15 protein-coding genes are annotated in these 20,794 nt (G+C 71.8%); 8 read left to right on the top strand and 7 right to left on the bottom strand.

Annotated elements, in window-relative coordinates; genetic code table 11:
• Positions 1 to 16 precede the first annotated feature (16 nt).
• The 5 genes from ACQPXD_RS04055 to ACQPXD_RS04035 are packed head-to-tail and all read right to left on the bottom strand — an operon-like array spanning position 17 to position 4,949.
• On the bottom strand, positions 17 to 469 hold the full coding sequence (locus ACQPXD_RS04055; RefSeq protein WP_432834937.1) for a DUF4383 domain-containing protein: 453 nt from the start codon (positions 467 to 469) through the stop codon (positions 17 to 19).
• A gap of 21 nt (positions 470 to 490) precedes the next feature.
• On the bottom strand, positions 491 to 2,287 hold the full coding sequence (locus ACQPXD_RS04050) for an ABC-F family ATP-binding cassette domain-containing protein (RefSeq protein WP_432834935.1): 1,797 nt from the start codon (positions 2,285 to 2,287) through the stop codon (positions 491 to 493).
• Positions 2,287 to 3,234: a 4-(cytidine 5'-diphospho)-2-C-methyl-D-erythritol kinase gene (locus ACQPXD_RS04045; RefSeq protein ID WP_432834933.1), complete on the bottom strand. Its 948-nt coding sequence runs from the start codon at positions 3,232 to 3,234 to the stop codon at positions 2,287 to 2,289. The genes ACQPXD_RS04050 and ACQPXD_RS04045 overlap by 1 nt, the downstream gene beginning before the upstream one ends.
• Positions 3,235 to 3,243: 9 nt before the next feature.
• A complete protein-coding gene (rsmA, locus tag ACQPXD_RS04040) occupies positions 3,244 to 4,092 on the bottom strand; it encodes a 16S rRNA (adenine(1518)-N(6)/adenine(1519)-N(6))-dimethyltransferase RsmA (protein WP_432834930.1) in 849 nt (282 codons plus the stop codon).
• Positions 4,089 to 4,949 (bottom strand): TatD family hydrolase, encoded by an 861-nt coding sequence (locus ACQPXD_RS04035; protein WP_432834928.1) that lies wholly within the window; start codon positions 4,947 to 4,949, stop codon positions 4,089 to 4,091. Before ACQPXD_RS04035 ends, rsmA begins: the two co-directional genes overlap by 4 nt.
• An 81-nt stretch (positions 4,950 to 5,030) precedes the next feature.
• On the opposite strand from ACQPXD_RS04035, the gene ACQPXD_RS04030 reads away from it, so the two are divergent.
• Positions 5,031 to 6,212, top strand: a complete 1,182-nt coding sequence (locus tag ACQPXD_RS04030; protein WP_432834926.1) for a hypothetical protein — start codon at positions 5,031 to 5,033, stop codon at positions 6,210 to 6,212.
• A gap of 1,001 nt (positions 6,213 to 7,213) precedes the next feature.
• Here the strand turns inward: ACQPXD_RS04030 and metG are convergent.
• Positions 7,214 to 8,977: a methionine--tRNA ligase gene (gene metG / locus ACQPXD_RS04025; protein ID WP_432834924.1), complete on the bottom strand. Its 1,764-nt coding sequence runs from the start codon at positions 8,975 to 8,977 to the stop codon at positions 7,214 to 7,216.
• Between the two features lie 107 nt (positions 8,978 to 9,084).
• On the opposite strand from metG, the gene ACQPXD_RS04020 reads away from it, so the two are divergent.
• Complete coding sequence (locus ACQPXD_RS04020; RefSeq protein WP_432834922.1) at positions 9,085 to 9,882, top strand: hypothetical protein; 798 nt, start codon at positions 9,085 to 9,087, stop codon at positions 9,880 to 9,882.
• A gap of 99 nt (positions 9,883 to 9,981) precedes the next feature.
• Here the strand turns inward: ACQPXD_RS04020 and rsmI are convergent, their stop codons facing one another.
• A complete protein-coding gene (gene rsmI, locus ACQPXD_RS04015; RefSeq protein ID WP_432834920.1) occupies positions 9,982 to 10,848 on the bottom strand; it encodes a 16S rRNA (cytidine(1402)-2'-O)-methyltransferase in 867 nt (288 codons plus the stop codon).
• On the opposite strand from rsmI, the gene ACQPXD_RS04010 reads away from it, so the two are divergent.
• From ACQPXD_RS04010 to ACQPXD_RS03985, 6 genes are all read left to right on the top strand, one after another.
• The gene (locus tag ACQPXD_RS04010) at positions 10,803 to 12,404 is read left to right on the top strand and encodes a dolichyl-phosphate-mannose--protein mannosyltransferase (protein WP_432834918.1); all 1,602 of its coding nucleotides are present in this window, start codon (positions 10,803 to 10,805) and stop codon (positions 12,402 to 12,404) included. The genes rsmI and ACQPXD_RS04010 overlap by 46 nt on opposite strands.
• A gap of 145 nt (positions 12,405 to 12,549) precedes the next feature.
• Entirely contained in the window at positions 12,550 to 13,677 is a 1,128-nt protein-coding gene (locus tag ACQPXD_RS04005) for a PP2C family protein-serine/threonine phosphatase (RefSeq protein ID WP_432834916.1), read from the top strand.
• A 24-nt stretch (positions 13,678 to 13,701) separates the two neighbouring features.
• On the top strand, positions 13,702 to 14,196 hold the full coding sequence (locus ACQPXD_RS04000; RefSeq protein ID WP_432834914.1) for a MarR family winged helix-turn-helix transcriptional regulator: 495 nt from the start codon (positions 13,702 to 13,704) through the stop codon (positions 14,194 to 14,196).
• 1,197 nt (positions 14,197 to 15,393) lie between these two features.
• Positions 15,394 to 18,114, top strand: a complete 2,721-nt coding sequence (locus ACQPXD_RS03995; protein WP_432834912.1) for a LuxR C-terminal-related transcriptional regulator — start codon at positions 15,394 to 15,396, stop codon at positions 18,112 to 18,114.
• 74 nt (positions 18,115 to 18,188) lie between these two features.
• Complete coding sequence (locus tag ACQPXD_RS03990; RefSeq protein WP_432834910.1) at positions 18,189 to 18,863, top strand: PP2C family protein-serine/threonine phosphatase; 675 nt, start codon at positions 18,189 to 18,191, stop codon at positions 18,861 to 18,863.
• Positions 18,864 to 19,343: 480 nt separating this feature from the next.
• A complete protein-coding gene (locus ACQPXD_RS03985; protein WP_432834908.1) occupies positions 19,344 to 20,216 on the top strand; it encodes a DUF7144 family membrane protein in 873 nt (290 codons plus the stop codon).
• The last annotated feature ends 578 nt before the right edge of the window (positions 20,217 to 20,794 follow it).

Here is a 20,794-nt window from a genome sequence, read left to right as displayed (position 1 = left end):
ACCGAACCGGCCGGAGCTAGGCGTGCGCCCCCTCGGCGCGGTTTTCGGTGACCGGGCCGACCCGGTCGTAGAGGCTCGCCGTGCCGATGACGCCCGCCATGATGAACGTGACGATCACGTTGACCATCGAGAAGGCGAACACGTTCGCCTCGGTCTGCAGCACCGCCAGCGACCCCATACCGACCACGGTCAGGACGATGCCGGCCAGCTGGTTGAAGACGTGGGCCACGTTGCGCCCGACGAGGTTGGCGCCGAGCACGACCACGCCGGCGATGATGGACAGCAGGGCGAACGCCGGGTTGGTGCGCAGGCCCAGCACCCACTCGGCCTCGTCGCGGGTGAAGAACGGAGCGCCCGAGGTCTGCACGAAGCCGACCACGCCGAAGACCAGCATGTAGAGGCCCACGAGCCCGGCCAGGAACCGGTAGAGCGGCCGGAGGTGGTGGTTGATCGGAAAGTGAGCGGCCATGGGGGCAATCCTAAGGTGACCTCAACCGGCGATCTCGGCCAGGGCGAGCCATTGCTCCTCGATCTCGGCCTTCTCCTGCTGTACCGCGCGCAGCTGGGCGTCCAGCTCGGTGATCTTGGCGTAGTCGGTGGCGTGCTCGGCCAGTTGCGCGTGCAGGGTCGTCTCCCTCTGCGTCAGCCGGTCGATGCTGCGCTCCAGCTTGGCCAGCTCCTTCTTCGCCGCCCGCTGGTCCTTGTCGCTCGCGCGCAGGTCGGGCGCCCGGTCGGCGGCGGGTGCCGGGGCCTTGGGCGCGACGCCGAAGCCCTCCGACACCGTCACGTGCGCGAGGTACTCCTCCACGCCGCCCGGCAGGTGCACGAGCCGGCCGTCGCCGTACATGCCGTACACCGTGTCGGCGACCCGCTCGACCAGGTAGCGGTCGTGGCTGGCCACCACGAGCGTGCCCGGCCAGGTGTCGAGCAGGTCCTCCAGCGCGGCCAGCGTGTCGATGTCCAGGTCGTTGGTGGGCTCGTCGAGCAGCAGCACGTTGGGCTCGGTGGCGAGCAGCCGCAGCAGTTGCAGCCGGCGCCGCTCGCCGCCGGAGAGATCGGCGACCGGCGTCCAGACCCGGGCGCCGGTGAAGCCGAAGACCTCGGCCAGCTGCGCCGCGGACAGCTCGCGGTCGCCGAGGCGCACCCGCTTCGCGACCTCCTCGACCGCCTCCAGCAGGCGCAGGTTGTCGGGCAGCTCGTGCAGCTCCTGGGAGAGAAAAGCCGGGCGGACCGTGGTGCCGCGCAGCACCCGCCCGCCGTCGGGCTCGCGGACCCCGGCCAGCACGCGCAGCAGCGTGGTCTTGCCGGCGCCGTTGGCGCCGAGCACGGCGATCCGGTCGCCCGGGCCGACGATCCAGTCGGTGGCGTCGAGCAGGGTCCGCTCGCCGCCCCGCAGGCGCACGCCCTGCAGCTCGAACACCTGCTTGCCCAGCCGGGTCACGGCGAGGCGCTGCAGCGACACGGTATCGCGGGCCGGCGGGACGTCGGCGATGAGCGCGTTGGCCGCGTCGATGCGGAACTTCGGCTTGCTGGTCCGGGCCGGTGGGCCTCGGCGCAGCCAGGCGATCTCCTTGCGCAGCAGGTTCTGCCGGCGGGCCTCGGTCTCGGCGGCCACCCGGACCCGCTCGGCCCGGGCCAGGGTCCAGGCCGCGTAGCCGCCCTCGTAGGCGCGGACGGTCGCGTCGGCGACCTCCCAGGTGGCGGTGCACACCGCGTCGAGGAACCAGCGGTCGTGCGTGACGACGATGAGCGCGCCGCGGCGCTGCAGTAGGTGCCGGGCCAGCCAGGCGATGCCGGCCACGTCGAGGTGGTTGGTGGGCTCGTCGAGGATCAGCAGGTCGGCCGGGCGCACCAGCAGCGCGGCGAGCGCGACGCGGCGCCGCTCGCCGCCGGACATCGGCCCGACCGGCTGGTCCAGGCCGAGATGCGGCATGCCGAGCCCGCTCAGCACCGTGCGCACGCCGGCGTCGCCGGCCCACTCGTGCTCGGCCGCGAATCCGGCCGGCAGCCAGGCGGTACCCACCACGACATCTCGAACTGACGCCGAAGGCGGCAGGTCGAGGCGCTGCGGAAGCGCCGCCACGCGCAGGTCCCGCCGGTGCGTGACCCGCCCGGCGTCGGGCTCCTCGGCCTTGGTGAGCATGCGCAGCAGCGTGGTCTTGCCGGCGCCGTTGAGCCCGACAATGCCGATCCGGTCGCTGTCGTCGATGCCGAGCGAGACCTCGTCGAAGATCCGGCCGGCCGGGTACGTCTTGGAGACCTTGTCCAGGCTGACGATGTTCGCCACTACAGCACCCGCGCCCCGGGGACCGGGCCGACGGCGGTGCGCACCGCCCGGCAGCAGTCTCGCTCCTCCAGATCGGCGGCGACCAGCGCGGCGTGCCGGGCGTCCTCGGCCAGGAACACGCAGGTCGGCCCGGAGCCGGAGACCAGCCCGGCCAGCGCGCCGCAGTCGAGCCCGGCGTCGAGCACCTGCTCGAGCTCGGGGCGCAGGTGCAGGGCGGCCGCCTGCAGGTCGTTGGCCAGCTCGGCGGCGAGCACCTCGGGGTCGCGCTGGCGCAGCGCGGCCAGCAGCCCGTCCGGCGGCCCGGCGTTGCCGTGCCCGCCCAGCGCGTCGAACGCCTTGTAGACCGTCGGCGTGGACAGCCCCTCCTCGGCCACCGCGAGCACCCAGTGCCAGGCGTGCCCGCCGGTGAGCACCGGGCTGACCAGCTCGCCCCGGCCGGTGCCGAGCGCGGTGCCGCCCAGGACCAGGAACGGGATGTCGGAGCCGAGCGTCGCGGCGATCGCGGCCAGGTCGTCGCGGGACAGCCCGGTGCCCCACAGCTGGTCGCAGGCGACCAGCGCGGCGGCGGCGTCGGCGCTGCCGCCGGCCAGCCCGGCCGCGACCGGGATCTGCTTCTTCAGGTGCAGCCGGGCGTGCGCGTCGTGACCGGTCTCGGTGGCCAGCGCCCGGGCGGCCCGCACGACGAGGTTGTCCTCGCCGAGGTCGAGCACGCCGGTGCCTTCGCCCTCCATGGTCAGCGTCAGCGTGTCGCCGCGGCGCGCGGTGATCTCGTCGTAGAGGCCGATCGCGTGATACACCGTGGTCAGCTCGTGGTAGCCGTCCGAGCGGGTCGGGCCGACGCGCAGGTGCAGGTTGATCTTCGCGGGCACGCGGACCCGGACCGGTCCGTGGGCGGCCAGGCGGGGCCGGTCGTACTCCTCGTCCTCGGAGAAGAGCGGCTCGGTCACTGCTGCACCCTACCCGGACGCCTCGGCGCGGCGTCGCTGGCTCGCGATCCGCGTGAAGTCCTCCACCGTCAGCTGCTCTCCGCGCAGGCCGGGGTCGACGCCGGCGGCCCGCAGCGCGCGCTCGGCCTCCTGCGGACCGCCGGCCCAGCCGGCCAGCGCCGCGCGCAGAGTCTTGCGCCGCTGCGCGAAGGCCGCATCCACGACCCCGAAAGTTTCCCTCTTGTCACTATTTTTCGGCGTTTGTACGTCGAACGCCACCAAACCGGACTCGACGTTGGGGACCGGCCAGAAGACGCTCGGCGGGACCCGTCCGGCCTGGCGGGCCGTCGCGTACCAGGCGAGTTTCACGCTCGGCACGCCGTACACCCGGCTGCCCGGACCCGCGGTCAGCCGGTCGGCCACCTCCTTCTGCACCATCACCAACCCCCGCCGCAGCGTGGGGACGGTGGCCAGCAGGTGCAGGACCACGGGCACGGCGATGTTGTAGGGCAGGTTCGCCACGAGCGCCGTCGGCTTGTGTTCCGCCAGGGGTACCTTCAGCGCGTCTCCGGCCACGACGGTCAGGCGGTCGGCGTGCTCCGGGGAGTACCGCCGCACCGTCTGCGGCAGGGCGGCGGCCAGCGGCGGGTCGATCTCGACGGCGCAGACCTCGAGCCCGGCGTCGAGCAGCGCCAGGGTCAGCGAGCCCAGCCCCGGCCCGACCTCGAGCACCACGTCGTCGGCCGACAGCTCGGCGGCGCGCACGATCCGCCGCACGGTGTTGGGATCGTGGACGAAGTTCTGCCCGAGCTGCTTGGTCGGGCGGATGCCGAGCTCCTCGGCGAGCTGCCGCACGTCGGCCGGCCCGAGCAGGGTCACGTCCAGCGTCCGAAGGCTCGCTCCCCGTTGGCGGAGATCGCTGCGCACAGCGCGTCGAGGTCGTGGCCGGTGACCTCGGCCAGCGCGCGCACGGTCAGCGGGATGAGGTAGGAGGCATTGGGCCGGCCGCGGAACGGCATCGGCGTGAGGAACGGCGCGTCGGTCTCCACCAGCAGCCCGTCCAGCGGCGTGATCGCCGCGGCCCGGCGCAGGTCGGCGGCGTTGCCGAAGGTGACCGTGCCGGCGAAGCTCAGCAGGAACCCGCGGTCGAGGCACTCCCGGGCGAACTCCTCGTCGCCGGAGAAGCAGTGCATGACGACCTGGTCGGGCGCGCCCTCCTCGTCGATGGCGGCCAGGATGTCCTCGTGCGCGTCGCGGTCGTGGATGACCAGCGTCTTGCCGTGGCGCTTGGCGATCGCGATGTGCGCCCGGAAGCTCTCGTGCTGCGCCTTGCGCCCCTCCTCGCCGGTGCGGAAGTAGTCCAGGCCGGTCTCGCCGATGCCGCGCACCCGCGGGTCGGCGGCCAGCCGCTCGATCTCGCGCAGCGCGCCGTCGAGGTCGGCCTGGCGCGGCGCGTCGTTGGGGTGCAGGGCCACGGTGGCCACGACCGCCGGGTGGCGGCGCGCCACCTCCACACCCCACCGGGACGACTGGACGTCCACGCCGACCTGGACGAGCCGATCGACCCCGGCCTCGCTCGCGCGCGCGATCGCCTCCTCGACGCTGCGCGGCCCGCCGGTCTCGGGGTCACTCTCGAGGGTGATGTCGATATGGGTGTGGCTGTCCAGGACGGCGACCGGCAACGGCTCGGGCGCGGGCGGGAAGGTCCCCTGGCGACTGTGTTTTCTCGCACTCATCGGCGTTAAGCATGCCACCCTCGGTGCTCTGTTTACCGATCGTTAACCGCCAGAAAACCACCCGGCCCTAGCGTCGCGGAAGTGACGGTAATCGGACACGCGGAAGGGTCCGCGACCCACAGCGTGACGATCGACGGGGTCGCCTATCCGGCCGAGGAGATCGCACAGGGCGCGGCGTACGAGGTGTACGCGACGCATCCGGCCCCCGGCTTCCTGCCCAACCCGCGGCCGGGCGCGCGCTGGCCGTACCGCCGCTTCGTCCACGCCACGGAGGTCACCTCCGCGCTCGGCGGCCTGGAGGACGAGCCCCTGCTGATGCCCGTCACCCGCGCGCTGGACTGGGCGACCGTCCACCGGCTCAGCCAGACCCCGGCCGCCACCACCGCGCTGGCCCCGATCCGCCGCACCGCCACCGTGCGCCGGGGCACCCGCATGATCAAGTTCCTCTCCGGCCGGCAGCTGCAGGGGTACCTCAAGGGCTGGCCGATCAGCGGCTTCTGCTACCGCGCCTTCGACGTGGCCCACCTGCGCACCCCGGAGGACCTGGCCATCCTGTCCGGCGAGTCCAGCGGCAACGTGGTCTTCGCGGTGCGCTGGCGGGCCGTCGACGCCCACGACTACGACGTGCCCCTGGCCGACACCTACGCGGGCCTGGTCACCATGCCACCGCACGACCGGCTCGGCCCGCCGGTGATCGGCACCGGCTTCGCGCCCAGCGGCCGGCACATCGTCCCCGAGTTCGTCACCGCCGACCTGGCCGAGCTACCGGTGCCGGCGAACACCTCGCTCGTGGCCTACACCGGCGACGGCACCGAGGTCACGCTCTACACCTACCTGCCCGAGCAGCGGGCATGGAGCCGGATGCACGGCCCGCAGTGGCGGCATCTGCTCCCCGACCAGTCCGACCAGGAGTATTTCCCGGTCAACCCGCCGCTGACCCGCTACATCGGCTCCTACCGCGACAACGTCTTCGAGGCGATCGTCGACCCACCCGGGGAGTTCCGGGTCGCGGCCAAGACTCGGGCCGCCCGGTATCCGCTGGAGACCCTGGCCCGGCGGGTGCCTCGGGCTACTTGGCGGGATGCTCGGTGCACGGTGATTCGGCAGGAGGGAGACTGGCTTCGGCTTCGACTCTCCCGGCCGGACGGGGACCAGGTGGCGCGGCTGGGGGCGCATTGCGTGGAGCGCGGCTTGTACGAGGCTTGGGCGCCGGCCGGTGAGGTGACTGACGTTCACGAGAGCGATCACTGGTACAAGCTCTAGGTTTCCACGGCGCTGTTCTCCCGCCGGCCAGCGCGAATGCCCAGCCCGCGCGTCTGCCAGCCCGCGCGTCTGCCAGCCCGCGCGTCTGCCAGCCCGCGCGTCTGCCAGCCCGCGCGTCTGCCAGCCCGCGCGTCTGCCGGCCTGCGCGTCCGGGCTGTGCCGATCAGGTCCTTGCACGGCGGGCGGAGCACGGCGGGCGCTGCACGCCGCGGAACACAGCGCAGCGGCCAGAAGTCTCCGTGATCATGCTGCACCGGGCACCGACACCAACGGTTTTTCATGATCACGGAGTGTCTATGTACACCCGTGTACCGAAAGTCTCCGGGATCATGGCAAACCCGTGGTGCGGCCACTGTGGGTATCATGATCACGGAGACATACGTCCGCCCGGTGGGCATGACCCCGGTTGGTGCTTTCTTGTTGCGCCTTCGGCGCAGTGGTTGCGGCACCTTATTGCGCCTCCGGCGCGGTGGCTGGGGTTTCTTGTTGCGCCTTTGGCGCAGTGGTTGGGGTCCGAAATTCTAGCCACGCGCGACTCCGTCGCGGCGCTAACCTGGGGGGTTCCCACCCCAGACCCCCCATGGCCGCTGCGCGGCCACTCTTTTCCGCGCTGCGCGCCCCTAACGTCCTGGTTGCGGTTTCTTTGTTGCGCCTCCGGCGCACGGGCTCGGCTTCTTGTTGCGCGCCTCCCGGCGCAATGGCTCAGGTTCCCTGTTGCGCCTCCGGCGCACGGGCTGGGGTTTCTTGTTGCGCCTTTGGCGCAGTGGTTGGGGTCCGAAATTCTAGCCACGCGCGACTCCGTCGCGGCGCTAGCCTGGGGGGGTTCCCACCCCAGACCCCCCATGGCCGCTGCGCGGCCACTCTTTTCTGCGCTGCGCGCCCCTAACGTCCTGGGTGCGGTTTCTTTGTTGCGCCTCCGGCGCATGGGCTTGGCTTCTTGTTGCGCGCCTCCCGGCGCGATGGCTCGGTGGGGCCGGCCTGGGGCCGGCCCCGGGGTGGGGCTAGGGCTGTAGGCGGGCTAGTTCTTCCTCGATGATGGACTCGTCCAGTTTGCGGAAGACCGGGGTTGGGGCGGCCAGTTTGGTGCCGGCGTTGATGGGGGTTGGCTGCCACTTGGCGCCCACGGTGTAGTCGCCGGTCAGGACTGGGTAGGTGCGGCCGTTGTCCAGGTCTTCGACCTCGCGGATTTCGGGCATGGGGGCGTGGATGCCGGTGCCGCCCAGGAGCTCGTGGATGCGCTGGGCGGCGTGTGGGAGGAACGGGGTCAGCAAGGTGTTGCAGTCTCGGACCGCCTGGAGCGCTACGTGCAGGACCGTGGCCATGCGGGGCTTGTCGTCCTTGAGCTTCCACGGGGCCTGGTCGGAGAAGTACTTGTTGACCTCGCCGACGACGCGCATCGCCTCGATGATGGCGGCCTTCTGGCGGTGCTTGGCCAGCAGGGCGCCGACCGTGTCGAAGCCTGCGCGGACCGCGGCCAGCAGTGTGCGGTCCTCGTCGGTCAGCTCGCCGGCCGGCGGGATCTCGCCGAAGTTCTTCGCGGCCATCGAGATCGAGCGGTTGACCAGGTTGCCCCAGCCCGCGACGAGCTCGTCGTTGTTGCGGCGGCGGAACTCCGACCAGGTGAAGTCGGTGTCGGTGGCCTCCGGGCCGGCGACGGCGATGAAGTAGCGCAGGGCGTCGGCGTCGTAGCGCGCCAGGAAGTCTCGCACGTAGATGACCACCCGGCGGGAGGAGGAGAACTTCTTGCCCTCCATCGTCAGGTACTCCGACGAGACCACCTCGGTGGGCAGGTTGAGCGCGCCCAGGGCCTGCGGTTTCGGGCCGGAGTACCCGAGCAGGATCGACGGCCAGATGACCGAGTGGAAGACGATGTTGTCCTTGCCCATGAAGTAGTAGGCCTCGGCCTGCGGGTCCTGCCACCACTGGCGCCACGCCTCGGGGTCGCCGGAGCGGCGGGCCCACTCGATGGACGCCGAGAGGTAGCCGATGACGGCGTCGAACCAGACGTAGATCCGCTTGTCGTCGCGGTCCTTCCAGCCCTCCAGCGGGATCGGCACGCCCCACTCCAGGTCGCGGGTGATGGCCCGGGGCTGCAGATCGTCGATGAGGTTGCGGGAGAACTTGAGCACGTTGGGGCGCCAGCCCTCGCGGGTGTCGAGCCACGCGTTGAGCTGATCGGCGAAGGCCGGCAGGTCGAGGAAGAAGTGCTCGGTCTCCACGAACTCCGGCGTCTCGCCGTTGATCTTCGACCGCGGGTTGATCAGCTGGTCGGGGTCCAGCTGGTTGCCGCAGTTGTCGCACTGGTCGCCGCGCGCGCTGTCGTAGCCGCAGATCGGGCAGGTGCCCTCGATGTAGCGGTCGGGCAGCGTGCGCCCGGTCGACGGCGAGATCGCCCCCAGCGTGGTCTTGGCGATGATGTACCCGTTGTCGTAGAGCCCCGTGAACAGTTCCTGGACGACCTCGTAGTGGTTGCCGGTGGTGGTGCGGGTGAACAGGTCATACGACAGGCCGAGGCCGTGCAGATCCTCGACGATGACCCGGTTGTACCGATCCACGAGCTCCCGCGGGGTCACTCCCTCGGCGTCGGCCTGGACCTGGATCGGCGTGCCGTGCTCGTCGGTGCCCGACACCATCAGCACGTCGTGACCGGCCATCCGCATGTAGCGGCTGAAGACGTCGGAAGGCACCCCGAACCCGGACACGTGACCGATGTGGCGCGGCCCGTTGGCATAAGGCCAGGCGACCGCGGCGAGAACACGACTCATGACCTGCAAGCGTAGTGACCCGCCCCGCTGTTCGGCGAACGGATACTTTCTCCCGACACGCGACCGACGTCCGAAAGGTACGCGATCGCCCGGTGTCCAATGAGAAAGTGAGCGAACATCCAGCTCGGACGGCCTGGCGGGGCGAGGCCGCGGGCATTCCACCGGTGCGCGCGCTGGTCCCGGCGGCCGCCGTACCCGCCGGGTCGCCCGACGAGTTCCCGCTGTGGCCGGCAACGAGCACGGTGGCGCTGCACGAGGCCGCCGCCGACCGCGCGGGCCGCGAGGCGGGCCGGACCGCGGTGCTCGACCGCCTGGCCGGGCGCCCGGAGCCGTGGCCGCCGCCGGCCCTGCGGGCCATGCGCGGCCCCCGCGACGAGCGCCGGTCCGCGCCGCCGCCGGGCAAGCGCCGCGTCCGGCGCACCCGGCCGCCGCGCGGCCCGCTGGCCGGGCTGACCGCGATGCTGCTCACCGGGCTGCTGGCCGGGTTCTTCGCCTGGACCAGCGCGGAGCCGTTCTGGCTCGACATGGGCCACGCCGTGCGCGGCACGGCGGAGATCACCTCCTGCAAGGGCACCGGCGTGCTGCGCCGCTGCCTGGCCTCCTTCGCCGCGCCGGGGCGCGAGCCGGTGGACGGCACCAGTCTCGTGGGCCTGGACGAGCCGCCCGGCGCGTCGGTACCGGCCGCGATGGTCCCGGGCGGCCGCATCGCCTACGCCGGCAACCCCGCGGGCCTGCGCGTGCGCTGGGCGGCCGGCCTGGGCCTGCTGACGCTCTGCGGCCTGGCCCTGGCCTGGCTCACCGGCGCCTGGCGCCTGCCCCGGCTGCGCGACCGGCTGACGGCCTGGCTGCTGACCGCCGCCGCCCCGCTGGTCCTGGGCGTCGGCATCGTGCTGGCGGCCTACTGACCGGGTTCGCGCGAAGCGCGAAGCGCGGCACTGACCGGGTTCGCGCGAAGCGCGAAGCGCGAAGCGCGAAGCGCGAAGCGCGAAGCGCGGTACTGACCGCTACTTGTGGGCGATCACGGCCGCGTAGACGTCGCGCTTGGGCAGGTCGTGCCGCTTGGCCACCTCCAGGGTCGCCTCCTTGCGGTCGGCGCCCGCCGCGACCAGCGCCGCCACCTCCGCCGCCAGCGCCGCGGCGGACGGGCGCTCGGCCGAGGCCGGCGGCGCGCCGGCGACCACCAGGGTGATTTCGCCGCGGGGTGGCTCCTCATCCGCCAGGAGGGAGCCCAGGGTGCCGCGGCGGATCTCCTCGTAGGTCTTGGTCAGCTCGCGGCACAGCGCCGCCGGGCGGTCCTCGCCGAAGGCCAGCGCCATGTCCGCGAGGGTGTCGGCGATGCGGTGCGGGGACTCGAAGAAGACCAGGGTGCGCGGCTCGTCGGCGAGGGAGGCGAGGTATGTGCGCCGCTCCCCCGGCCGCCGCGGGGGGAACCCCTCGAAACAGAAGCGGTCGCACGGCAGGCCGGAGACCGCGAGCGCGGTGACGACCGCGCTCGGGCCGGGGGCGGCGGTCACCGGCACGCCGCGGGCGATCGCGGCCCGCACCAGGCGGAAGCCGGGGTCCGAGACGCTGGGCATGCCGCCGTCGGTCACCACGGCGACCGTGCGGCCCTCGGCGAGCAGGTCGGCGAGCTCGGGGGTACGCCGCTCCTCGTTGCCCTCGAAGTAGCTCACCAGCCGCCCGGTGATCTCGACACCCAGGTGCTGGGCCAGGCGGCCCAGCCGGCGGGTGTCCTCGGCGGCGATCACGTCGGCGGTGGCGAGCGTCTCGCGCAGGCGGGCCGACGCGTCGTCGGGATTTCCCAGCGGCGCTCCGAGCAGAATCAATGGCACATGTGCGATGGTGGCATCCCGCGCCCTACGATCGCCCAATGACCTCGGGTGTGCTGACCGAAGCGAGCGAGCCGGAGACCGAAGCCGCCGGACCGATGCGGGCGGTGCCCGACATCGTCCGCCGCCGGCTCGCCGGGCCCGCCTTCACAGCGAACTTCTGGCTCGTCGCGATCCTGATCACCGGCATCGGGCTGCTCGTGCGCCTGGTGAACCTGGCCCACCCGAAGGAGACGATCTTCGACGAGGTCTACTACGCCAACGAGGCGCAGGACCTCCTCCAGCACGGGGTGGAGTGGAACCCCGAGGACAACACGCCGCAGTATGTGGTCCATCCCCCGCTGGGCAAGTGGATGATCGGGGTCGGGGAGCAGCTCTTCGGGTACAACTCCTTCGGCTGGCGGATCTCGGCGGTCGCCGTCGGCGCGATCTCGATCTTGCTCATCGTCATGGCCGCCTACAAGCTCTTCCGGTCCACCATCCTGGCCGGCGCGGCCGGGCTGCTGATGTCGCTCGACGGTATGCATTTCGTGCTCTCGCGGGTGGCCCTGCTCGACATCTTCCTGATGTTCTGGATCGTCGTCGCGTTCTGGTTCCTGGTGCTCGACCGCGAGCAGCGGCGACAGCGCTGGCTGCGGCTGCTGGAGGACGGCTTCGATCCGCTGCGGCCGGGCTTGCGGCCGCAGCTTGGTTTCCGGTGGTACCGCCTGTTGTGCGCGATCTCGCTCGGCCTCGCCTGCGGGGTGAAGTGGAGCGGGGTCTACTACGTGGCGATCTTCGCCATCGCCATGGTCCTGTTCGACATGGGCGCCCGGCGCAGCGCCGGGTTCAAGCACTGGATCAGCGAGGGCCTGTGGAGCGACGGCGCCGGCTGGTTCGTGGCGACCTTCGCCATCGCCGCGTTCGTCTACATCAACTGCTGGTGGGGCTGGTTCCTGTCGGACGACGGGTACTTCCGCCACTGGTACGCCGAGACCAACGGGCTGCCGCACGACCGGCTGATCGACCCGCTGGTGAACCTGTGGCACTACCACCGCGAGGCGTACCACTTCCACACCACCCTGACCTCGACCCACCAGTACCAGTCCTGGCCCTGGCAATGGCTGCTGCTGGGCCGCCCGGTGGCTTTCTACTGGGACCAGGCCGGGGGGTGCGGGGCGAGCAGTTGCGCCTCGGAGATCCTGCTGCTGGGCACGCCGCTGCTGTGGTGGTCGTTCCTGCCCGCGCTGGTCGCGCTGGTCTGGCTGGGCATCGCCCGCCGCGACGGCCGGGCCTGGCTGATCCTGGTGAGCGCGCTGACCGGCATCGTGCCGTGGTTCAACGAGATGCCCGAGCACCGCACGATGTTCTACTTCTACGCCCTGCCGGCCGAGCCGTTCCTGGTGCTGGCCGTGGTCTACGTGCTGGGCGCGATCATCGGGCCGCCGCGGCGGCTGCGGCCGGCCAGCGACCAGCGGCTCATCGGATCCATCATCGCCGGGGCGTACATCCTGCTGGTCGCCGCCTGTTTCGCGTATTTCTATCCAATCTACGCGGGGGTGGACATTCCGTACACGGACTGGTTCGCCCGCATGTGGTTGGGATCCCGATGGGTGTAACCGACGCCAGGTAGTGGGTACGTGGAGAGCCAGAAACCTGCCTTATATTATTTGCCGCACGGCAAGCAAAGGCTGGCGAAAGGCAAGCATGTCCGGCGTTGGCTCCATTGACAAGGCTCTGCGCACGGCTCCACCGGATCACCTGGTGGAGACGCTCGACGCATACCTCAGCGCGATCCACGGCACCAAGAGCAGCACCGTGTGGCTCGCCGACTATCGCACCACGACGCTGTCGCCGTCCGGCGCCGAGCCCGAGGGCGTCGGCGACCAGCTCGGCCCGGCGACGCGGGCGTTCGCGAGCCAGACACCGGTGCTGGAGACCCGCGAAGGGCAGGCGATGGCCCGGCTGCACCTGCCGGTGACCGCCTGGGGCGAGCGGGTCGGGGTGCTCAGCGTCGGGCTGGAGGCCGAACGGCTGCCCTCCGAGCGGCCGCAGCTGGAGGAGATCGCGGAGACGTTCGCGGTGGCGCTGGCCGCCGCCTACCGGCGGACCGACCGGTACCACCTGGACCGGCGCCGCACCGGCCGGCTGACCATGGCCGCGGAGATGCAGTGGGACCTGCTGCCGGCCCGCGGCTACGACCACCCCGGCGTGCGGTTCGCCGGCCAGCTGGAGCCGGCGTATGCGGTCTGCGGCGACCACTTCGACTGGTCGGTCAACGGCGACTGGCTCACCGTGACCGCCCTCAACGGCATGGGCACCGGCCTCGACGCGGCGCTGCTGACCACGCTCGCGGTCAACGCGATGCGCAACGCGCGCCGCTCCATCCCGGCCGGGCAGAGCAGCCCCGGGGACCTGGCCGACCAGGCGGTGCTGGCCGCCGACGCGATCTTCTCGCAGTACGGCGGGGCCCGGCACGTGGCGACCCTGCTGCTGTCGCTCAACACGGCCACCGGGCAGCTGCGCATGATCGACGCCGGGTCGCCCCGGATGCTGCTCGTGCGCGGCGGCCAGCTGCGCGACATGGTGCTGGACCCGCAGCTCCCGCTGGGCATGTTCGGCGACACGCGGTACGTCGAGGAGGCCACCCAGCTGCAACCCGGCGATCGGCTCTTCGTGGTCAGCGACGGCGTACATGCGGCCGTACGGCCGAACGAGCCGACGTTCGGTGAGCGAGAGTTGAGTCGTGCCATACGATCGACCCGGTTGCAGCCTCCGGCCGAGGCGATCAGCAGCGTCATGCGCGGCCTTCGTGACTATCACGCGGGCGCCGAGCTTGCGGACGACGCATTGATCATTTGCCTGGACTGGTCGCCCCGAGCCAACCCGTGACCCCCGCAAGACACGGAGGACATCGTGCGGAGCAGACCCTCACCGCACCCGTCCGGCCCCGACGACGCGGCCGCCGCCGCGGCGCTCGTCGACACGGCCGGCCAGGCGTTGGTCCTCGCCACGAGCGCGGCCAACGACAACTCGGGCGTCTCCGCGGCTCAGCTGCGGGTGCTCGGCGTCGTCGACCAGGCCGGCTCGGTCAACCTGACCCAGCTCGCCGTCGCCCTGCACACCGCGCCGTCCTCGGCGAGCCGGCTGTGTGACCGGCTGGAGGCCGCCGACCTCCTGCGGCGCACCGCCGACGAGCGCGACCGGCGCGAGGTGTGGCTGGTGCTGACCCCCACCGCGCGGCGGCTGCTCGACGGGCTCGGCCGGCAGCGGCAGGAGACGATCGCGGCGGTGCTGCGGCGGATGCCGCCCGACGACCGGGCCGCGCTCCTGCAGGGGCTGACCTCGTTCGCCCGGGCCTCGGGGGTCCCGCTGGCCGAGGACGAGGGCTCCGCCGCCCAAGCCAGCTGAACCCGCGCCGCCCGGGAACCGGCATCGCCGGCCGCCATGCCCGCCGACGGCCACGTGCTGCCCGGCCTACGCGCCCCGGCGCTGCGGGCCGGGTGCGAGCGGCGATCCTGTCCCACCCGCCGGCCACCGCGCAGCACCGCGCAGCACCGCGCAGCACCGCGACCGGAAGTCTCCGTGATCATGCGCAACTCGGCATCGACACCAACGGTTTTTCATGATCGCGGAGTGCTGATGTACCCCCGTGTACCGAAAGTCTCCGGGATCATGGCAAACCCGTGACGCGGACACCGCGGACACCATGATCACGGAGACATACATCCGCCCATGGCCGCGTAGACCGGCGGGGGCGCCCGCCGGGTGCGACATCCGCACCGTCTACCCCGCCGCGTTGGCCGCCTCATCAACTAGCGCAATCGGGCGCGGACGTGACCCCTCGACCGCCGAAATGTGCGCGGGATTCGCACACTCGACGGGTGAACCATGCATACGTCGGGGGCATCCGGGCACCTCCCGCGGGAGATCGCCCGAGACCCTGCCCGACTGACGGATATGTTCGGGTTTGCCGGTTCTTCCAAAGTGCAAATTGCACTTTGGCACGACTTTGAGCAATGGCGGATAAATCTCAGAGGAATTTCACTGATGACAAGCTTGTAATTATGGGTAGAAAATCCGCCAACTTATCGATCATTTAAGTATTGAAACTTGCCAACCTAAGTAGTTGGCGATGCGACGCGCCGAGACTGTCGGTAGTTAAGACCCATACGGCCGAATAGCAAGACCTTGGCGGTATGCGCGGGGGCCCGACGCCCAAAAGGCCTTCGGAGCGGGTCGCGCCCGGGTTCACGGAGCGTAATCGGTTGCCACTCGGTGATAAGTCACGCGGACAGCAAAACCGGACAAAACTCGCCCATCACCCGCCAGCGTGCGCACTCGGTGTTGGCCGCAAACCCGCATAAGATTGATGGATATCTAATCCTCCGACGCTCAATCAATGAAAACGGGGCCTTCTCCACGCCTCAAAAAATCGACCATCCTGAATGAGGACCTCCACGAATCGCCGCCGGAGTTCTATGGTGTTCGACGTCGGCACACGGCCAATCACGCACGGGAAAGGTGCCAACGGGGCACGTTGTAGACCCGCGTCCTCGGGGAGTGACGGTGCATACCAGCCACCACGGCGAAAGCACGCTTGACAGATTGGCGCACAACGACGCTGCCGAGCGCTTCCTCGGCTCGTCCGGCTGGGCCGCGACGGTCCGGCCCCTGGAGGTGCGACCGGCGCCGGTCGCGGCGATCCCGGACCGCGCGATGCCGCCGCTGCCCGGCGTACACCTGGAACGGACGCGCCTGCTCGATCACCTCGACGCGGCGGTGGAGCACCCCGTCACTCTGATCTGCGCGCCGACGGGCTGGGGCAAGACGGTGCTCGCCGGCTCCTGGATCCGGGCCGGCCGGGCGCCCGGGCGCACCGCCTACGTGCGGTTCGAGCCCAACTGCGGCGCGGCGGCCTGGCGGCAGCTCACCACCGCCCTCACCGCGGCCGGCATCGCGCTGGACCCGGCCACCTACGCATGGAGCAACGGGCGCCTGCACGAGCGCGCCGTCGTCGTCCTGGACGACCTGCACAACCTCACCAACCGCACGGTGCTGCGCCGGCTGGAGCGGCTGATCACCCGCCTCGGCGAGCGCATCAGCTTCCTGCTGCTGGCCCGCAGCGAGCCGCCGCTGTCGCTGTACCGCTGGCGGGTGCGCGGCCAGCTCACCGAGCTGCGCACCGACCACCTCTCCTTCACGCAGGACGAGATCGCGGGCCTCGCCGAGCGCTACGACGTGCGGCTGGCCCAGCACTCGCGGTACGCGCTGTGGCACGTCACCGAGGGCTGGCCGGCGGCGGTCGCGGTGACGCTGTCGGCGATGGTCGGCCGGCACGAGCCGGAGCGGATCGTCACCGACCTCATCGCCGGCGAGGCGGGCCTGCACGAGCAGGTCGGGCTGACCGAGTACGTGCAGCGCGAGATCCTGGCGCACCTGGACCCCGACGTGTACGACGTGATGCTGCGCACGTCGATCGTGGAGACCGTCTGCCCGGGGCTGGTCGAGGCGCTCACCGGCAGCCGCAACGGCGCCCGCCAGCTGGCCCAGGCCAGCCGCGCCAACGCGCTGGCGACGTTCTACGGCGGCTCGCACTCGTGGTACCGCTACCGCCGCCTGCTGCGCTCGGTCCTGCGCGCCGAGGTGCGCACCGCGCTCGCCGCCGAGGAGCGCGGCCTGCACCGCGCCGCGGCCGGCTGGTATGCGGCCAACGGCCTGCCCGGAGACGGCGTCGTGCACGCCGTGCTCGGCGCCGACTGGGTGACGGCCGAGCGATTATTTCAGCAGTACTGGCCTGAACTCGCCGGGTCGGGGCCGCGCGCCATGGAGCCGCGGACCGGCCCGCTTCCTCCGGCGGACGTCGCCGAGCGCCCGATGCTCGCCTTCGCGCTGGCCGTGTGCTGCCGCGATACGGGCGACGAGGCCGGGATGTCGGCGTTCATCAAGCTCGGCGAGCGGGCGCTCGGCGAGACGCCGACGCGGGTGGAGGCCGAGATCCTGGCCGCGATGCGGCTGGCCGAGGCGGTCACCGCGGGCGACGCCGAGCGGTCCGGCACCTCCGCGATGCGGCTGCTGCAGCGCGTCGACGAGGCCGCCGGCGAGCACGTCTACGCCGACGCCGCCGACGCCGCGCGCGCCTTCGGCTACCTCGCGCTGGCCGGGGCGCGCATCGCCACCGACCAGCTCGACGGCGCCGACGCCGCACTGGACCGCGGCGCCACCCTGGCCCGCAAGGCCGGCTTCAACCTGCTCATCGTGCAGGCCAACCTGCACCAGTCGATCGTCCACGTGCACCGCGGCCAGCTCTCCGCGGCCGCGGCCTGCGCCCGCCGGGTGCTCGACGGCTGCCGGGACGCCGGGATCAGCGAGTCGCGCAGCATCAGCTTCGCCCGGCTGGCGCTGACGTCGGTGTGCCGCATGCGCGGGCAGCTGGACGAGGCGTGGTACCACCTCGACGAGAGCATCGCCGCCGAGGTGCCCTCGGACCCGCACGCCTGGATCGGCGGCGCGCTCACCCTCGCCGAGCTGCTGCGCGACCAGGACGACCTCACCGGCGCGGCCGAGGCCCTGGAGCCGCTGCTGCGCAACCGGACCGGTGCCATGCCGCCGTATGCCGAGGTCGCCACCCGGGTGCTCTACGCCGACCTGTGCCTGCTCGAGGACCGCCCGGACAAGGCGCGGATGCTCCTGCGGGATCTCGCCCGCCAGTGGCCGACGGCGCCGGCGGTGGCCCTGGCCGCGGCCCGGCTCGACATCGCGCTGGGCCGGCCGGAGGCGGCCGAGCGCGCGCTGCGGGAGGTCCTCGCCGCGCAGCCGGCCTCGCTGGTGCTGACGGTTTCCGCGACGGTACTGCTGGCACAGTCCCTGCGGCAGCTCGGCGACCTCGCCGGCGGCACGGAGCACATCGAGCAGGCGCTGCGGCTGGCCGCACCGGAAGGCATCCGCGGGCCCTTCCTGGGGCAGGGTGCCTGGATCGCGGAGCTGCTCGAGCCAGCGGTACCGTCGCTGGAGGCCGCGCCCGGGCCGCTGTCCGGGGCCGTCCCAGCGCCGGATCCGGGGCCGGCGCGGACCGCGGACCCAGGCGCCGGCGGGGCGGCGGCGGAGACCCTCGAGACGATCGCCGGGCACATCACCGATCCGCTGACCGAGCGCGAGACGCTGGTGCTGCAGTACCTGCGCAGCATGCTCTCCCTCGCCGAGATCGCCACGGTGCTGAGCGTGTCGTCCAACACGGTCAAGACGCACGTGCGGCACGTGTACCGCAAGCTCGGCGTCAGCCGCCGCCGCGACGCCGTCCGGCGGGGAAGGGAACTCAGCCTCATCTAAGTTGAACGCCCACCTCGGGGCTCACCCTCGGCAGGCGAGCCGCCCAGTGCCCCGGCGGAGACACGATATGCGGCATGGCTATGGCGGTGCGGGAGCAGGTCAACGGCGTGCGGGTGGGCGTGCGGTACGCCGTCGCGGACCACGCCGGCGAGCTCGGCGGCGACTGGTACCTCTGCACCCCGCTGCCCGGCGGGGACGTGATGCTCGCGGTCGGCGACGTGATGGGCCACGGCCGCCCCGCCGCCACCACCATGGTGCAGCTACGCGCCGCGATGACCCGCCTGGCGCTGGCCGGCGACGACCCGGGCACGATCCTGGCCGCGCTCAACCGCATGCTGTGCCGCCGGCCGGTCACCACCCTGGCCACCGCCGTCTGCGGCCGGTTCCGCCCCGCCGACCACTCGCTGACCTGGTCCCGCGCCGGGCACCTGCCGATCCTGCGGGCCACCCACGGCCGGGTGAACGTGCTGGCCCAGCCGTCGGGCATGGCGCTGGGGGTCGACCCGGGGGCCCGTTATGCCTCCGCGCGCATCGTGGTCGAGGCGGGTGACCTGCTGCTGATGTACACCGACGGCGTCGTCGAACAGCGCGACCGCGCCATCGACCAGGGCGTGCAGGGCCTCGTGGACGACGTCCGGCTCGCCCTGCGCGTCTCGGCCCCGGGCGAGCGGCTGCGCACCGCGCTCGACTACGCGCACCGGCGCAACCCCGACGACGACGCCTGCCTGCTGGCCGCCGAGCCGGTGTAGCGGGGCGGGACGCCGATTCGCCACCCGGCCGATCACCCATAGAGGGTGATCCCTGTTCACCCACATCGCTCGAATCATGTCCCCAGGCACGACACGTTGCCGACTGAGGCAGGCGCCGATGTCCGGGAGCTGGGGAGGCCGGGGGACCCACCCATGTCCGCGGGAGGGGTCAACCGGCATCCCTCGCCAACCCGGCGCGGAGGGGTCTGCGCCGGTGTCCGGTACCGCGGGCGGCGGGACCGGACACCACGGGTCGGGCCTGTTCCGGGGGGAACAAGTAACGGGGGATATAGGCCGTGCCGGTCTTCGGTTTGTGACCGGGGACCGGCACGGCCTCACGCATTTTCCGCCGAAAATCAAGCGGTTCAGCTGGAAAGCCAACCGATCCAGCCGCCGATCACATGCTGCGAAGTCAAGGGAGAAGACGCGCGGATGCGGGGTAAGGAATTTCGGGCGTTCGGCAGGACGATGCTCGCACTGGTGGGCACGCTGAACGTCTCGCAGGGGCTGCTGGTGGCTTTCGCCAGCGGCGGGGTGGGGTTCGATCGCGACGACGTCGCATTCACCAGCGCCGGCACCTGGGCCGCGGCCACGGTGACGCTCGGTGTGCTGCTCGTGGTCACCGGCTTCGCGCTGCGCACTCGAAAGCCCAGCGGCAAGCTGGCCGCGGCGAGCGTGGTGGCGCTGCACGCGATCTCACAGCTGGCCATGCTGCGGGCCTACCCCGCATGGTCACTGCTGATGGTCACACTGGACGTGATCATTCTGTTCATCTTGACGGTACCGCGCGGCAGTGTCGTGGCCGCCGAGGACGAACCGGAGCCGCAACCGGCCCGGCCGATTCCCACGGCCAAGCTGGCGCTGCGCCGCAACAGCCGCTCGGACACGTACCGCGGCCGGCACAAGGCGGGCCGCCCGGTGGTCCGCCACAGCGCCGACCGCGACGACATCATCCTCATCGACCTGATCGCCACCCAGGACCCGGACGACGATACGGCGTTCCAGGCCCACGCCACCGTCGACCCGTCCCACGAGGAGCCGCAGGAGCCCGTCACCGTCATGGCCTCGGTCGGCGCCCCGGTCTCGGCCGCGCTGGCCCAGGAGACGGTGGAGGCGGAGCTCGTCTTCGACCCGCCGACCACCTGGGTCCGCGCGATCGGCCAGGCCTCGGTCCCCGCACCGGTCGAGAACCCCGTCCCGATCCAGCGCGCTTCCCTGGACTCCTTGGACCCGCTGATCGACCCGCTCCCGGTGGTCCTCGCCGAGGAGGCCGCCCTGGCGAAGTCCACGGTGGACGACGGGGAACCCGAGGAGCTGGCCGCGATCGGCGCCCGCCCGTACGTGAACCGCTGAGGCCACCCACCCCGCCGGAAGCGGCGGCGTCCCACGAGGACGCCGCCGCTTCGCGTTGCTGCCCTGGCTTTACCGGGAACACGGCCGAGTCACGGATCGGCGGACACGGCCGAGTCACGGATCGGCGCCGACCCCGGCCGACGCGGCAGGGGCGAACGAATGTCTCCGTGATCATGCTCCCCGCCGTAGCGGCACCACGGGTTTGCCAGGATCCCGGAGACTTTTGGTACGCGGGTGTACATCACCACTCCGTGATCATGAAAAACCCTTGGTGTCGGTGGCGTGTGCCGCATGATCACGGAGACTTCTGGTCGCTGCGCTGCGCTCCGCAGCCCAGCCGGCGCAGCCCAGCCCAGCCGGCGCAGCCCAGCGCGGCGCGGCGTAGGCGGGGCCCGGTGAGCGGCGTGGGCGGGGCGGCCAGACGACGGACGCAATGCGCATCGAGCGCGGGCGCGCGACAACCACCGCGATCGCGACCAACGCCGAGATGCGGCCGCATGATGGAGACGGTGGCGCGGGGAGGGCGCAAAGCAGCGGGGAGGGCGCAAGGCAAGGAGAAAGAAGAGGAGCGCGGCCCG

The organism is Dactylosporangium sp. CA-092794, from assembly GCF_050948465.1.
Taxonomy (GTDB): domain Bacteria; phylum Actinomycetota; class Actinomycetes; order Mycobacteriales; family Micromonosporaceae; genus Dactylosporangium.
This window is presented reverse-complemented; position numbering and strand designations above follow the sequence as displayed.

Excerpts from the sequence above, each read along its gene's own strand:
- ACQPXD_RS04055 (WP_432834937.1), bottom strand. The coding sequence starts at position 469 with ATGGCCGCTCACTTTCCGATCAACCACCACCTCCGGCCGCTCTACCGG.
- ACQPXD_RS04035 (WP_432834928.1), bottom strand. The coding sequence starts at position 4,949 with ATGAGTGCGAGAAAACACAGTCGCCAGGGGACCTTCCCGCCCGCGCCC.
- metG (WP_432834924.1), bottom strand. The coding sequence starts at position 8,977 with ATGAGTCGTGTTCTCGCCGCGGTCGCCTGGCCTTATGCCAACGGGCCG.
- ACQPXD_RS04010 (WP_432834918.1), top strand. The coding sequence starts at position 10,803 with ATGGCACATGTGCGATGGTGGCATCCCGCGCCCTACGATCGCCCAATG.
- ACQPXD_RS03990 (WP_432834910.1), top strand. The coding sequence starts at position 18,189 with ATGGCTATGGCGGTGCGGGAGCAGGTCAACGGCGTGCGGGTGGGCGTG.